The organism is Rathayibacter tritici (assembly GCF_001641005.1).
Classification (GTDB): Bacteria; Actinomycetota; Actinomycetes; order Actinomycetales; family Microbacteriaceae; genus Rathayibacter; species Rathayibacter tritici.
In genome coordinates this window covers 1,914,495-1,927,413 of record NZ_CP015515.1, presented here as the reverse complement: position 1 = coordinate 1,927,413, position 12,919 = coordinate 1,914,495, and the positions used below count along the sequence as shown (strand labels likewise).

The window sequence follows — 12,919 nt, the reverse complement described above, 5'->3', positions numbered from 1 at the left end:
AGAGGACTCCCGATCCGTCCGTGTATCCTCACATCCGTGCTCGAGACCCCCGCCCCGGCTCCGAACGGCATCCTCCTGCTCGACAAGCCCGGCGGCATCACCAGCCACGACCTCGTCTCGCGGACTCGTCGCCGCGCGGGGACCCGGAAGGTCGGCCACGCGGGCACACTCGATCCGATGGCCACCGGGCTGATGATCCTCGGGCTCGGCCCCTCGACGCGGCTGCTCACCTACCTGGTGGGACTCGACAAGCAGTACGAGGCGACCATTCGGCTCGGCGCCTCGACGAGTACAGACGACCGCGAGGGCGAGGTCCTCGCCTCCGCCGACTCCGACCTCGTGGCAGCTCTCACCCCGGAGGCGGTGGCCGACGGCATCGCGGCCCTCACCGGAGCGATCGAGCAGGTTCCGAGCACAGTCAGCGCGATCAAGGTGGACGGCCGGCGTGCCTACGCTCGCGCCCGCGACGGCGAGGAGGTCGTTCTCGCCTCCCGTCCGGTGACCGTCTCGGCCTTCGACCTGCTGGAGAGTCGCCGGATCGACACCCTCGATGAGGGTGCACGCCTTGACCTCGACGTGCGCGTCACCTGCTCCTCCGGCACCTACATCCGTGCGCTGGCTCGTGACCTCGGCGCGGCGCTCGGAGTCGGCGGGCACCTCACGACCCTCCGCCGCACCGCCGTCGGACCGTTCTCGGTGGCGCAGGCCGGCGAGATCGACGAGCTCGACGTCCCCGCCGCGCTCCTGTCGCCGACGCGCGTGGCGGGCGAGCTGTTCCCGCTGCTCCGCCTCGATGCGCAGGAGGCGGGTGACCTCGCCAATGGCAAACGCATCCCGGCCCCGGAGGCGGTCGCGGGCTCGACGGGGCTCCTGGCCGCCGTCGGCCCGGGGGAGCGGCTGATCGGCCTCGCCGAGCGCCGCGGCACCCAGCTCAAGAGCGTGGTCAACTTCCCGACCGAGGACCTGCGGACGGTCGCGTCGTGATCGAGTGGTTCACGACCCTCCAGGTGGGGATCGCCGTCATGGCGGGCCTGCTCTGCCTGGTGCTCGGGCTGCTCGCCCGCCGCCCCTCCGACGTCTCGGTGGGAGCGACGGCGATCGTCGAGTTGCTCCTGATCGTGCAGCTGGCGGTCGCGCTCGTCTCTCCCCTGGTCGGCAACCGCCCGTCGGGGAGCCTGCCGGAGTACTACATCTACCTGATCTCGGCGCTGCTCCTGCCGCTCGCCGCGGGCTTCTGGGCGCTGATCGAGCGGAGCCGCTGGAGCACCGTGATCCTGGGCATCACCTGCCTCTCGATCGCGGTGATGGTCTACCGGATGCACCAGATCTGGTTCTTCCAGAGCGCCTGATCCGGCCTACCGCCGGACCCGGCCCGGCGAGCGCCTAGCATGGACCTGCGATGTCGAAACCAGCCAGCGATGCGTCCGGACGGGCCGCCCACAACCCTCGAAACCCCTCGGCCTCCGGAAGCGGCGACTCGACCCGCTCCGCCCGTTCGCGCGGTATCGGCAGCCTGCTCGTCGTGGTGTACGGGATTCTGGCGCTTGCCGCGACGGGCCGCTCCGTCTTTCAGATCATCGACCGCTTCGACGAGGCGCCGCTGGCGTTCTCGCTCTCGGCGCTCTCGGCCGTGGTGTACATCGTGGCGACCGTCGCGCTGGTCCAGCCGGGGCGCGCCTGGCAGCGAGTGGCTTGGGTGACCATCACCTTCGAGCTGGTGGGCGTGCTCGTGGTCGGCGCGCTCAGCCTGCTCGCACCGCAGCTGCTCGGGCTCACCAGCGCCGATCCGTTCGGCCGTCAGTCGACAGTCTGGGCGGCGTTCGGCGCGGGGTACCTGCTCATCCCGCTCGTCCTGCCGATGCTCGGCCTCTGGTGGCTCCGCGTGCAGGGGCGGCGCTCATCGAGGGCGGGGGTCTGATGCGCGTCGAGACTCGCCCCGGCGATCTAGCCGGGATCGGCCCCTCCGCGGTCACGATCGGCAAGTTCGACGGCGTCCACTCCGGGCATCGGGCCGTGATCGGCACGCTGCACGAGCGGGCGCGCGAGCGGGCTCTGGCCGCCGTGGTCGTCACCTTCGACCGCAATCCCCTCAGCGTGATCGCGCCGGAGAAGTGTCCGCCCGTCCTGGCCGGCAACGAGCAGAAACTGGAGTTGCTCGCGGGAACCGGCGTCGACGCGACGCTGTTGCTCACCTTCGACGAGGAGTTCCGCGCGCTCTCGCCGGAGGAGTTCGTTCAGCAGATCCTGGTCGACGCTCTCGAGGCCCGCGTGGTGCTCGTCGGCTCCGACTTCCGCTTCGGCGCCCGGGGCGCGGGCGACGTCGACCTGCTCCGCGTGCTCGGGCGGCAGTACGGCTTCGAGGTCGAGCTGATCGACGACGTGCGGCCCGAGGATGGCCGCCGCGTCTCCTCCACCTGGATCCGCCAGCTGCTCGCAGAAGGCGATGTGGAGCACGCGACGCGCCTGCTCGGGCACGAGCCCGTGGTCCGCGGAGTGGTCGTGCACGGCGCGAAGCGCGGGCGCGAGCTCGGCTTCCCGACCGCGAATCTCTCTCCCCAGTCGCAGGGCCTGATCCCGGCCGACGGCGTCTACGCGGGGCGGCTCAGCACCGACGGCGTCACGCATCCCGCCGCGATCTCGGTCGGCAGCAACCCCACCTTCGTCGGAGTGCCGCCGAAGCAGGTCGAGGCGTACGTGCTCGACCAGACGCTCGACACCCTCGACCTCTACGATCGCGTGGTCGACGTGGCGTTCGTCGGCCGGATTCGCGGCCAGGTCGCCTACGAGGGCGTCGAGCCGCTCATCCGCCAGATGAACCAGGACGTTCTGCGCGTCCGCGAGGTCCTCGGTATATCGCCTGAGCGCGAGTCAAGGCCCGCCTAGCAGGGCCCGCGAGCCCGCACCAGCGGGGGAGGTCGCGGCGCCACCGGCGTAGCGTGGCGACATGAGCGATACCCCCACCGACTCGGCGCGACCCCTCGCGCTCGTCACCGGCGCCACCGGCTACATCGGTGGTCGGCTGACACCCCGCCTTCTCGAGGCGGGCTTCCGGGTGCGCGTTCTCGTGCGTGATCCGCGCAAGCTCTCCGACGTGCCGTGGGCGGGTGAGGTCGAGGTCGCCCAGGGCGATCTCGGCGATCCGGAGTCGCTGACCGCGGCCGTGGAGGGCGTCGACGTCCTCTACTACCTCGTCCACTCGATGGGCTCCGGAAACGACCACGCCCACTTCGAGGAGGTCGAGAGCCGGGCCGCGCAGAATGTGGCCACGGCGGCGAAGGCGGGCGGCGTCGGTCGCATCGTCTACCTCGGCGGCCTGCACCCCGAGGGCCAGGAGCTCTCGAAGCACCTCCGCTCGCGGGCGGAGGTGGGCCGGATCCTGATGGAGTCGGGCGTGCCGACCATCGCGCTGCAGGCCGGCGTGATCATCGGCTCCGGATCGACCTCCTTCGAGATGGTTCGTCACCTCACCGACGTGCTGCCGTACATGCCCGCGCCGCAGTGGGTGCGCAACTTCATCCAGCCGATCGCGGTGCGCGACGTGCTGCATTACCTCATCGGTGCCGCTTCGCTCCAGGACGCCTCGCTGAACCGGACCTTCGACATCGGCGGGCCGGACGTGTTGCGCTACGGCCAGATGATGAACGGCTACGCAGTGGAGGCTGGTCTGCCGCAGCGGCCGATCGCGTCTCTGCCGGTGTTCACGCCGTGGCTGGCCTCGCAGTGGGTCAACCTGGTCACGCCGATCCCGCGCTCGCTCGCGGTGCCGATCATCGCCTCCCTCCAGTACGACTGCGTGGTGCACGAGCAGGACATCCGCTCGCTCATCCCCGACCCGGAGGGCGGATTGACCTCGTACCGCCGGGCGGTCCGGCTTGCGCTGGGCAAGATGCAGGCGGGCGAGATCGAGACGAGCTGGCAGAACGCGGAGGTCGTCGGCGCCCCCAGCGATCCGCTGCCGAGTGACCCGGAGTGGGCCGGCCACACGGTCTACGTCGACCTCAAGGAGCGGCGCACCCCCGCCGACCCGGCCAAGCTCTGGCGTGTGATCGAGGGCATCGGCGGCACCAACGGCTGGTACTCCTTCCCGCTCGCGTGGGTGATCCGCGGCTGGATGGACCGCCTGGTCGGGGGAGTGGGGCTCCAGCGCGGGCGCCGCGACTCCGCCCGCCTCCACGCGGGTGACGCGCTGGACTTCTGGAGGGTCGAGGCGATCGAGCGGCCGACGCTCCTGCGCCTGCGCGCCGAGATGAAGGTGCCCGGAGGCGCCTGGCTCGAGATGCGTGCCGAGCCCTCCGGAGACGGCGGATCGGTCTACACACAGCGCGCGGTCTTCTTCCCGCAGGGCCTCGCCGGCCGACTCTACTGGTTCGCGATCCTGCCCTTCCACGGCATCATCTTCAACGGTATGGCCAACCGCATCACGGCCACTGCGGCCGACCTGCCGGACTCCGGCGACGAGCGCTCCCCTGGCGGGCGCCGGGTGCAGCGGTGACAATGGAGGGGTCCGACGGCGGCGAGACCGCCCGGGACGCCGACGAGAGGAGCACGATGAGCGAACGGTCGATGGCGGACGCGGGGCGCGATTTCCAGCTGGGGAAGGTCCTTTTCATCGGGGACAGCATCATTCAGGCCGGTGCCTGGGGCGACTGGCTGACGGAGTCGACAGTCGTCGATGAGGGAGTCGGTGGGGCCACCACGGCGGACGTCGTCGCGCGGCTGCCCGAGCTCGTCGCGCAGGAGCCGGACACGGTGGTGCTGCTGATCGGCACCAACGACCTGGCCTGGCACCGCACCACCGAGCACGTCGTGCGCAACATCGAGACCGTGGTCGCAACGTTCCGCCGCGACCTGCCCGATGTGCGCATCCTGGTCACCTCGGTTCTGCCGCGCGGGCACGAGTTCGCCCCGCAGATCCGCGAGATCAACCGCCACCTTTGGCAGTTCGCGCCCACCGCGCACGCGGGCTACCTCGACCTGTGGCCGGTGCTCGCGGGGGAGGACGGCGGACTCCTCGAGCAGTACTCGCCGGATGGTCTGCACTTGAACGAGGACGGCTACCACGCTTGGCGGGAGGCACTGGGCCCGGCGCTCGAGGCTGTGGTGCGGATGCCCCCGCGGACCCGTCCGCTCACGCTGCCGTACGACGAGTTCGCGCGGCCGAAGACGGCGTAAACACGAGCGAGGGGGAGCCGACCGGCTGGTCGGCTCCCCTCCCCGTCACTCTGCGGCGAGGGCGGCCTCGAACGCGGCGAGGGCGGCCTCCGAGAAGAGCACGAAGCGAACCTCGTCGAGGGCGCCGTCGACGGTCGCCGACCGCACCGACTCCACCGCGATGCGCGCCGCGTCGTCCATCGGCCAGCCGTACACGCCCGCCGAGACAGCCGGGAAGGCGACCGTGTGTGCGCCGAGGCCGACCGCGATACGAACCGATTCGCGATAAGCGGAGGCGAGAACGGCACTGCGGTCCTCCGAGCGGGAGTGGACGGGGCCGACGGTGTGCACGACCCAGCGGGCCGGGAGGCGGCCTGCGGTGGTGGCGACGGCCGAGCCGGCGGGCAGGCCGCCGGGCAACTCGGTCTCGCGGAGCCGGTGGCAGGCGGCGAGGATCTCCGGACCGCCCGCGCGGTGAAGTGCTCCATCGACGCCGCCCCCGCCGAGGAGGGACGAGTTCGCGGCGTTCACGATCGCGTCGGCGTGTTCGCGGGTGAGGTCGCCGAGGACGGCTCGCAGAGAAGTCATGCGTCCTCTTCCAGGCTGCGGCCGAGAGCGGCGATCGCCGCCGGACCGACTCGGCAGCACCCGCCGATCAGGTCAGCGCCCGCCGCGCGCCAGGAGGCGACGAGTGCGGGATCGAAGGCCGCGTCGCCCGTCCAGCAGCGACCGACGGCGTCCCACTCCTCACCGCTATTGGGGTAGACGACGACCAGCTTGCGGGTGACCGAGCGGGCGATGCGCGTAGCCTCGGCGACGTCACCGGGGGGCCAGCAGTTCACTCCGACGCCGATCACCTCCGCGGAGGCGGCGGCGACGGTGAACGCTTCGGCCAGGGGCTCCCCGGCCGCGGTTCGGCCTGAGCGTCCGCTCACGCAGATCCAGGCGGGGATGGAGGAGCCCGCGAGGGCGGCCACGACGGCGCGCACCTCCCGGACGGAGGGGATGGTCTCGACCGCGAGCAGGTCCGGGCCGGCCGCGGCCAGCGCCTCGAGGCGGGGGCGGTGCCAGGCGGCGAGCTCGTCCACGGTGAGATCGTCGTCGCCGCGGTACTCGGAGCCGTCGCCGAGGCTCGCACCGTAGGGGCCGACGGAGGCGGCGACCCAGCCGCTCTGCGCCCGCCTGGCCAGCGCGACGCTCTCGCGGAGCGCGTGCTCGGCGAGCCCGGGAGCAAGGCCCGCGGCCGCGAATCCGCTCGCCGACACCTGGTAGCTCGCGGTCACCGCCACCCGTGCGCCCGCCTCGGCGAACGCGCGGTGGGCGGCGACGATCCGCTCAGGTTCTTCGAGCAGGACCCGAGCGCTCCAGAGGGCGGAGTCGACAGCGGCCCCCTGCGCCTCTAGCTCGGTGCCCAGGCCGCCGTCGAGCAGCAGCGGACGGTTCCTGGCGGCGGCGATGAGTGCGGCGCTCACGAGCGGTTGTGGGAGAGCTCGAAGATGGTCACGAGTTCGGCGATCGCGGCCTCGCGGGCGTCGCCGCCCTCCTCGAACATCGCGGTGATGTGCGTGCGGAGGTGGTTCTCGACGATGAGCTTGTTCAGCGAGCCGAGCGACTTTTGAATGGCGAGGGACTGCGTGACGATGTCGACGCAGTAGTCCTCGTTCTCGATCATCCGCTCGAGGCCGCGCATCTGGCCGCCGAGGATGCGGGCACGGTGCAGCGAACGCTTTTTGAGGTCCTCGATCACTCCGCCAGCCTACGCTCCGCCGTCCGTACCCGGGTGGGGTATCGGCCCCCGTACGATCGAGAGGTGAGCACCCGCAAGCCGACCAGGACGACCGCCGCCCGCTACCCCTCGCGGGACCGGGCGCGGATGGCGCTCGCGCCCGGGATCCTGGCAGCGATCGTGCTGTTGGCCGGGCTCGCCCTCGTCGGCTCCGATGCCTATGACGTGATCCGGTACCCGGTGGCAATCCTCGCGGCGGTGATCGGCTGGTTCGCGATCCAGGCGCGCGCTTTCCTGTGGCTGATCGGGCTCGTCCCGGTGCTCGTGCTGTGGAACCCGGTGCTGCCGTTCGCTTTTCCGGACGCGGTCTGGTCGTCACTGAGCCTCGCCGCGGTCGGCGTCTTCGTCGCCGCCGGGCTGATCATCCGCGTCCCGACCCCGGAGTGACGTCGGGCGCGCCTCCCCGCGCGGCGCAGGACCGCCGAGAGCCCGCCGAGGAGTAGACTTCTTCTGCATCCGCACGCCGGGGACGCTGCGACCGGGTCTCAGACCCGTTGCTCGGAGCTCCTGACAGCCACCGGATGCACCGACGCCCGTCGTCTCCCCGGAGGCGATCCGGCGGATGCACGGCGACGGCAGCGCGCGGGAATCCCTCCTCCGCCCCCGTCACACATCGAGGAGGAGCATGGCTCGCAGCGGCCAGCGTCAGTCCGGACAGACGCGTCGAGCGTCGAACGCCGCCGGGAGCCGACCCCGATCGCGTTCGCGCGGTGTGGACAACGCGGGGATCATTCCGATCCTCGCCCGCCGCGTCCGCGAGGTGGAGGCGAAGGCCCAGACCGGCAAGGTCGGGCCGACCAACCGGACGAAATTCTTGGTGATCGCCCTGCTGATGCGCGAGGAGCGCAAGCGGGTCAAGGTCGACACCTCGCTCAGCGAGGCCCAGCGCGCAGAAGAAATGAAGCGCCTCGACGGTATCGCCACGATCCTCGCCAAGACGGCCGCGCGCGACACCAGCCTGATCGCGCTGCTCGAATCGGAGGCGGGCGTCACGCCGGCCGCGCAGAAGCTGCGCCGCGACTGGCTGTTGGAGGCGGGTGCCGAGCTGAGCCCCGACGAGCTTGTGATCGTGACCGAACCGGAGCCCAAGGCCGAGGTGGCGGTGAACCAGGTCGTGCCCCCGTCGGTGCGTGCGCGCCAGCTGGCGAACCCCTTCCTCCCGCCGGACTTCTCGATCGCGGAGGCCGTAGCCCCGGCGCCGCGCCGCCGGCTGGACGACTGGGAGCTGCTCGGTCCGCTCTTCAAGGCCTTCGAGTACGGCGCGGGCGGACGGGCCGCGAGCATGGAGCTCCCGGAGCCGCCGAAACTCGACCGCGTCTCCCCGCGTGGGCGCGAGCTGATGCCGCACCAGGCGCGCTTCATCGAGAGCGCCCGCGAGGGCCACCGCAGCTTCCTACTCGCCGACGAGCCGGGCCTGGGCAAGACCGCGCAGAGCCTGCTCGCCGCCTCCGTCGTGGGTGCGTACCCGTTGCTCGCGGTGGTGCCGAACGTCGTCAAGATGAACTGGGCGCGCGAGGTCGAGCACTGGACCCCGCAGCGCCGCGCCACGGTAATCCACGGTGACGGCGGCACGCTCGACGCGTTCGCCGACGTGGTCATCGTCAACTACGACATCCTCGACCGGCACATCGGCTGGCTCGGGAGCCTGGGCTTTCGCGGCATGGTGGTCGACGAGGCGCACTTCATCAAAAACCTCCGCTCGCAGCGCTCGCAGAGCGTGCTCGCGCTGGCCTCGAGGATTCGCGAGACCACTCCGGGACACGACCCGCTGATGATCGCGCTCACCGGTACTCCGCTGATCAACGACGTCGACGACTTCCGTGCCATCTGGCGCTTCCTCGGCTGGATCGACGAGACGAAGCCGGGGCCGGATCTCCTGGGCCGCCTGGAGGAGACGGGCCTGACTCCCGCCGACACCGGCTTCTACCCGGAGGCGCGCGAGGCGGTCATCGACCTCGGCATCGTCCGACGCAAAAAGATCGACGTCGCCGCTGATCTGCCCTCGAAGCGGATCGTCGACCTGCCCGTCGAACTCGACGACGACCTCGGTCGCTCCATTCAGAAGGCCGAGCGTGAGCTCGGAGCGCGGATGCTCCAGCGTTTCCGGGCCGTCACCGCCTCGATCACGCACGAGCTCGACGACGACGAGCGCGAGCGGTTCATCCGCATCGTGGCGCAGAGCGAGCTGGAGGAGTCGAAGTCGGCCAAGACCGGCGAGAACGTCTTTACGATGGTCCGCCGGATCGGCCAGGCGAAGGCGGCACTGGCCGCCGATTACGCCTCACAGCTGGCCCGCTCGGTGGGCAAGGTGGTCTTCTTCGCCAAACACATCGACGTGTTGGATCAGGCCGAGGAGACTTTCGAGAAGCGCGAGCTCGCCTCGGTGTCCATCCGCGGCGACCAGACCGCGGCGTTCCGGCAGACCCAGATCGACGCCTTCAACGAGGACCCCGACGTCTCGGTCGCTGTCTGCTCACTCACCGCGGCGGGCGTCGGCGTGAACCTGCAAGCCTCCTCGAACGTGGTGCTTGCCGAGCTGTCCTGGACCTCGGCCGAGCAGACACAGGCCATCGACCGTGTGCACCGCATCGGTCAGGAGGAGCCGGTCACGGCCTGGCGGATCATCGCGGCGCATACGATCGACGCGAAGATCGCCGAACTCATCGATGCCAAGGCGGGCCTCGCCGCCCGCGCGCTCGACGGTGCGGACGCCGAGATCGCCTCGGCTGACACGGTGCAGCTGGACGCCCTCATGCACGTCCTACGCGAGGCGATCGGCTGAGCGGCGCGTGGACCGGACGCGATCAGCGGATCAGCGCCCGGTCCAGCGGAGCCGCGAAGAAGTCCCGCTCGAAGACGCTCGAGCGCAGGAACGCTTCTCGCATCGCAGCGCGCTCCCGCGGCGTGGCGTCTGCGGCTGCCTGCTCAGTGATCACGATCGCCCTCTCGGTGGCGGCTTCGAACACCGGATCGGCGTAGCTGAGCAGCCAGTCCGCGTAGGGGTGTTCCGCGTGGCCCGCGGCAGCCAGGCGGGAGCCGACGTCGGCGTAGAGCCAGAAGCAGGGGAGCAGGGCGGCGACGATCTCGCCGTAGCCACCGCGGGCACCGACCGCGAGCAGATGATCGACGTAGCTGCGAGTGACCGGGGCGTGCTGCGCCTCCCTGCTGCCGAGCCGGTCGCGGTGCAGCTGCGCCTCCGTCGCGAGAGCGGATGCCGAGCCCTCGGCCCAGAAGACCTGCTCGGCGGTGGTCGGCGCCCGCTGTGCCGCCACGGCCAGCACCCGCGCGTACTCGGTGAGGTAGAGCGCGTCCTGCTCCAGGTACCACTCGAAGTCCTCCCGGCGCAGCGAGCCGTCGCCGAGCGCCCGGACGAACGGCAGCGTGTCGATCTCATCGCGGAGCTCCCTCGTCTCCTCCCAGACACCCGTGCAGAACGTCGGCGGGCGGAGGCGGTGGAAGTGGTCGACGGGGCCGAGACCGGAGCCGACCTCGAGCGCGTCGGCGGCGCGCAGGGCGCCGGTCAGCCATTCCTTCGCCTCGATCAGCGCCTCGACCAGCGCGTCGGAACCGGCGCCGCGGCCGGCCAGGAGCGTCGCCATCGCAGAGGAGAGCGAGCAGCCGGTGCCGTGGGTGTTCGCGGTGGCGACGCGCACTCCGGGTACTTCGCGCACCCGGCCGTCGGGGGTGAGGATCGCGTCCGGAGTGGCGGGGCCGTCGAGGTGGCCGCCCTTCACCAAAACGGCCGCGTCGAGAGTGCGCGCGAGGGCGGCGCCCTGCGCGAGCGCGGTCGGCCAGTCGGAGGCGGTGGCGGCTCCGGCGAGCACGCCCAGCTCGGGGAGGTTCGGCGTCACCAGGTCGGCCCGACGGAGCAGGCCGTGCACGGCCTCCTCGGCCTCGGGGGCGAGCAGCCGGTGCCCGCTGCTGGCCACCATCACCGGATCGACGACCACGACGGGCGGGCGCACGTCATCGAGCCACTGCGCGACGACTCCGGCGTACTCGGCCGTGGCGAGCATCCCGATCTTCACGGCATCGATCGTCACATCGTCGCTCACCGCGTCGAGCTGCTCGCGGAGGAACGCGGCGGGCGGCAGGTGCACGGAGCGGACACCGTGCGTGTTCTGCGCGACGAGGGCGGTGACAACGGCCATGCCGTAGCCGCCGAGCGCACCGATGGTCTTCAGGTCGGCCTGGATGCCCGCGCCGCCGGTCGGGTCGGTGCCGGCGATGCTGAGGACGCGGGGGATGCGCGGGGGGAGCGGGATGCGCGAGGCGAGTGGGCTGCGCGGGGCGAGTGGGCTGGCAGGGGTGGCGGGGGTTTCTGGGGTGCCGACGGAGGCTGCGGTGGTGCGGGACGGGGCGCTGCCGGCGGTCATCGGTCCCACTCCGCCCGGATGCTGCGGGCGGCCTCCGCGGGGTCCGCGGCGGTGCAGACCGCCGAGACCACGGCGAGTCCCGCTGCACCGGCACACCGGAGCGGAGCCGCGTCCTGCGCTCCGACTCCGCCGATCGCGACACAGGGCAGTGGCGTCGCGGTGGCGAGGGCCGCGAATCCGTCGATGCCGAGGGGCGCGGGGTGGTCAGGTTTGGTCGAGGTCGGCCGGATCACGCCGACGCCGAGGTAGTCGACCGTGCCCGCTGGCAGGGCGCGGACGGCTGCGAGGTGCGCGGGAGTGTTCGCGGTGAGGCCGATCACGGCGTCGGCTCCGAGGAGTGAGCGCGCGGCGACGACGGGGAGGTCGGACTGCCCGAGGTGGACACCGTGCACGCGGGCACCAGCGAAGCGGGCGGCGAGGACCACGTCGACACGGTCGTCGACCAGCAGCGTGGTGCGCTCGGTGAGAACAGCGGCGACCGCGAGGGTCAGGGCGACGAGCTCGGCGGCCGAGGCATCGTGATCGCGGATCTGGACGGTCGTGACTCCGCCCGCGACCGCCGCCGCGACCACGGCGGGCACGCCGCGCGCGCCGCACTGGGCGGTGTCGGTGACGAGGTGGAGCGAGAGGTCGACGCTCATGCGATCCGCGCGCCCGACTCGGCCTCGGCCGGCCCGAGGGCCGCGAGGGCGTCGAGGAGGCCGACGGCGAAGGACCCGGGGCCACTGCTCGTTGCGGCGGCACGCTCGGCGGCGAGGCCCCACACGGCCGAGGCGCTGACGGCGGCGTCGAGCGGGCGGACCCCTGCGCCGAGGAATGCGGCCATCACCGCGCCCAGCGCGCAGCCGCCGCCGGTCACCCGGGTCAGCAGCGGGTGGCCGCCGGTGACCCGGACGACGCGCTCGCCGTCGGTGACGAGATCGATCGCTCCCGAGACGGCGAGAACGCCGCCCGTGCGGCGGGCCAGGTCTCGGGCGGAGTCGAGGGCCTGCTCGGCGGTGTCGACCGCGTCCACTCCACGCCCGCCCGCACCGGCTCCCGCCAGGGCGAGGATCTCGGAGGCGTTGCCGCGGATGATCGCGGGCCGCGCCTCCAGCAGCTCGACGGCGAGAACGGTGCGCACGGGCAGCGGGCCGACGGCGACGGGATCGAGCACCCACGGGGTACCGGCGCGGGTGGCCGCGGCGACCGCCTCCCGCGCGCCCTCGCGCTGCTCCGCTCCGGGCGTGCCGAGGTTGACGAGGACGGCGGAGGCGATACCCGCGAAGACGCCCGCCTCGCCGGGCAGATCGCACATCGCTGCGCTGGCGCCGAGGGCGAGCAGGCTGTTCGCGGTGAAGCCGGTCACAACCGCGTTCGTGATGCACTGCACGAGCGGCTCGGCGGCGCGGAGGGCGACGAGATCGCGACCGACGGACGCCGGGCCGGGCACCGCACGGGGCGCCGGGTCGGCGGCCGTGTCGGCGGGGAGGGGCGGGTGGACAGGCGTGCGAATACTCATTCGCGACATCCCTTCGCTAGTACGAACTAGATCAGGTTCAACGGGTCTTCTCTCAGCCCAGGCGGGCACCCCGTGTCACTGCGGATGACCCTAGCAGCGGGCGCG

General features: G+C 71.9%; 14 protein-coding genes and 1 riboswitch. Of the genes, 8 read left to right on the top strand and 6 right to left on the bottom strand.

What is annotated here, in order from left to right; all coding sequences use genetic code 11:
- The first annotated feature begins 36 nt into the window (after positions 1 to 36).
- The 6 genes from truB to A6122_RS08785 all read left to right on the top strand — a co-directional run bounded on the left by truB (position 37) and on the right by A6122_RS08785 (position 5,172).
- Positions 37 to 984: a tRNA pseudouridine(55) synthase TruB gene (gene truB / locus A6122_RS08810; protein WP_068253919.1), complete on the top strand. Its 948-nt coding sequence runs from the start codon at positions 37 to 39 to the stop codon at positions 982 to 984.
- Positions 981 to 1,349, top strand: coding sequence for a hypothetical protein (locus A6122_RS08805; protein WP_068253916.1), 369 nt, complete (start codon positions 981 to 983; stop codon positions 1,347 to 1,349). The genes truB and A6122_RS08805 overlap by 4 nt, the downstream gene beginning before the upstream one ends.
- 50 nt (positions 1,350 to 1,399) lie before the next feature.
- A complete protein-coding gene (locus A6122_RS08800) occupies positions 1,400 to 1,918 on the top strand; it encodes a hypothetical protein (RefSeq protein WP_068253913.1) in 519 nt (172 codons plus the stop codon).
- A complete protein-coding gene (locus A6122_RS08795) occupies positions 1,918 to 2,883 on the top strand; it encodes a bifunctional riboflavin kinase/FAD synthetase (RefSeq protein WP_068257375.1) in 966 nt (321 codons plus the stop codon). The genes A6122_RS08800 and A6122_RS08795 overlap by 1 nt, the downstream gene beginning before the upstream one ends.
- A 61-nt stretch (positions 2,884 to 2,944) precedes the next feature.
- Positions 2,945 to 4,492, top strand: coding sequence for an SDR family oxidoreductase (locus tag A6122_RS08790; RefSeq protein WP_068253910.1), 1,548 nt, complete (start codon positions 2,945 to 2,947; stop codon positions 4,490 to 4,492).
- A gap of 56 nt (positions 4,493 to 4,548) precedes the next feature.
- Positions 4,549 to 5,172 (top strand): GDSL-type esterase/lipase family protein, encoded by a 624-nt coding sequence (locus tag A6122_RS08785; RefSeq protein ID WP_237358157.1) that lies wholly within the window; start codon positions 4,549 to 4,551, stop codon positions 5,170 to 5,172.
- Between the two features lie 45 nt (positions 5,173 to 5,217).
- Here the strand turns inward: A6122_RS08785 and A6122_RS08780 are convergent, their stop codons facing one another.
- The 3 genes from A6122_RS08780 to A6122_RS08770 are packed head-to-tail and all read right to left on the bottom strand — an operon-like array spanning position 5,218 to position 6,898.
- A complete protein-coding gene (locus tag A6122_RS08780; RefSeq protein WP_068253907.1) occupies positions 5,218 to 5,739 on the bottom strand; it encodes an O-acetyl-ADP-ribose deacetylase in 522 nt (173 codons plus the stop codon).
- Positions 5,736 to 6,623: a homocysteine S-methyltransferase gene (gene mmuM / locus A6122_RS08775; protein WP_068253905.1), complete on the bottom strand. Its 888-nt coding sequence runs from the start codon at positions 6,621 to 6,623 to the stop codon at positions 5,736 to 5,738. Before mmuM ends, A6122_RS08780 begins: the two co-directional genes overlap by 4 nt.
- Complete coding sequence (locus A6122_RS08770; RefSeq protein ID WP_068253902.1) at positions 6,620 to 6,898, bottom strand: metal-sensitive transcriptional regulator; 279 nt, start codon at positions 6,896 to 6,898, stop codon at positions 6,620 to 6,622. The genes mmuM and A6122_RS08770 overlap by 4 nt, the downstream gene beginning before the upstream one ends.
- 63 nt (positions 6,899 to 6,961) lie before the next feature.
- Between A6122_RS08770 and A6122_RS08765 the strand changes: the two genes are divergently transcribed.
- Both A6122_RS08765 and A6122_RS08760 read left to right on the top strand, forming a co-directional pair.
- Positions 6,962 to 7,324, top strand: a complete 363-nt coding sequence (locus A6122_RS08765) for a DUF6804 family protein (RefSeq protein WP_237358156.1) — start codon at positions 6,962 to 6,964, stop codon at positions 7,322 to 7,324.
- 238 nt (positions 7,325 to 7,562) lie between these two features.
- Positions 7,563 to 9,719, top strand: coding sequence for a DEAD/DEAH box helicase (locus tag A6122_RS08760; protein WP_068253899.1), 2,157 nt, complete (start codon positions 7,563 to 7,565; stop codon positions 9,717 to 9,719).
- Between the two features lie 22 nt (positions 9,720 to 9,741).
- Here A6122_RS08760 and thiD read toward each other — a convergent pair whose 3' ends face one another.
- The 3 genes from thiD to thiM form a co-directional block, all read right to left on the bottom strand.
- Positions 9,742 to 11,313: a bifunctional hydroxymethylpyrimidine kinase/phosphomethylpyrimidine kinase gene (thiD, locus tag A6122_RS08755; RefSeq protein ID WP_084415908.1), complete on the bottom strand. Its 1,572-nt coding sequence runs from the start codon at positions 11,311 to 11,313 to the stop codon at positions 9,742 to 9,744.
- On the bottom strand, positions 11,310 to 11,954 hold the full coding sequence (gene thiE / locus A6122_RS08750) for a thiamine phosphate synthase (RefSeq protein ID WP_068253896.1): 645 nt from the start codon (positions 11,952 to 11,954) through the stop codon (positions 11,310 to 11,312). The genes thiD and thiE overlap by 4 nt, the downstream gene beginning before the upstream one ends.
- Entirely contained in the window at positions 11,951 to 12,814 is an 864-nt protein-coding gene (gene thiM, locus A6122_RS08745) for a hydroxyethylthiazole kinase (RefSeq protein ID WP_084415907.1), read from the bottom strand. Before thiM ends, thiE begins: the two co-directional genes overlap by 4 nt.
- Positions 12,806 to 12,897, bottom strand: a riboswitch (TPP riboswitch). Its footprint overlaps the gene before it by 9 nt.
- Positions 12,898 to 12,919: the final 22 nt, after the last annotated feature.

Excerpts from the sequence above, each read along its gene's own strand:
- A6122_RS08785 (WP_237358157.1), top strand. The coding sequence starts at position 4,549 with ATGAGCGAACGGTCGATGGCGGACGCGGGGCGCGATTTCCAGCTGGGG.
- A6122_RS08790 (WP_068253910.1), top strand. The coding sequence starts at position 2,945 with ATGAGCGATACCCCCACCGACTCGGCGCGACCCCTCGCGCTCGTCACC.
- A6122_RS08760 (WP_068253899.1), top strand. The coding sequence starts at position 7,563 with ATGGCTCGCAGCGGCCAGCGTCAGTCCGGACAGACGCGTCGAGCGTCG.
- thiD (WP_084415908.1), bottom strand. The coding sequence starts at position 11,313 with ATGACCGCCGGCAGCGCCCCGTCCCGCACCACCGCAGCCTCCGTCGGC.
- A6122_RS08780 (WP_068253907.1), bottom strand. The coding sequence starts at position 5,739 with ATGACTTCTCTGCGAGCCGTCCTCGGCGACCTCACCCGCGAACACGCC.
- thiE (WP_068253896.1), bottom strand. The coding sequence starts at position 11,954 with ATGAGCGTCGACCTCTCGCTCCACCTCGTCACCGACACCGCCCAGTGC.
- A6122_RS08800 (WP_068253913.1), top strand. The coding sequence starts at position 1,400 with ATGTCGAAACCAGCCAGCGATGCGTCCGGACGGGCCGCCCACAACCCT.
- A6122_RS08795 (WP_068257375.1), top strand. The coding sequence starts at position 1,918 with ATGCGCGTCGAGACTCGCCCCGGCGATCTAGCCGGGATCGGCCCCTCC.
- thiM (WP_084415907.1), bottom strand. The coding sequence starts at position 12,814 with ATGAGTATTCGCACGCCTGTCCACCCGCCCCTCCCCGCCGACACGGCC.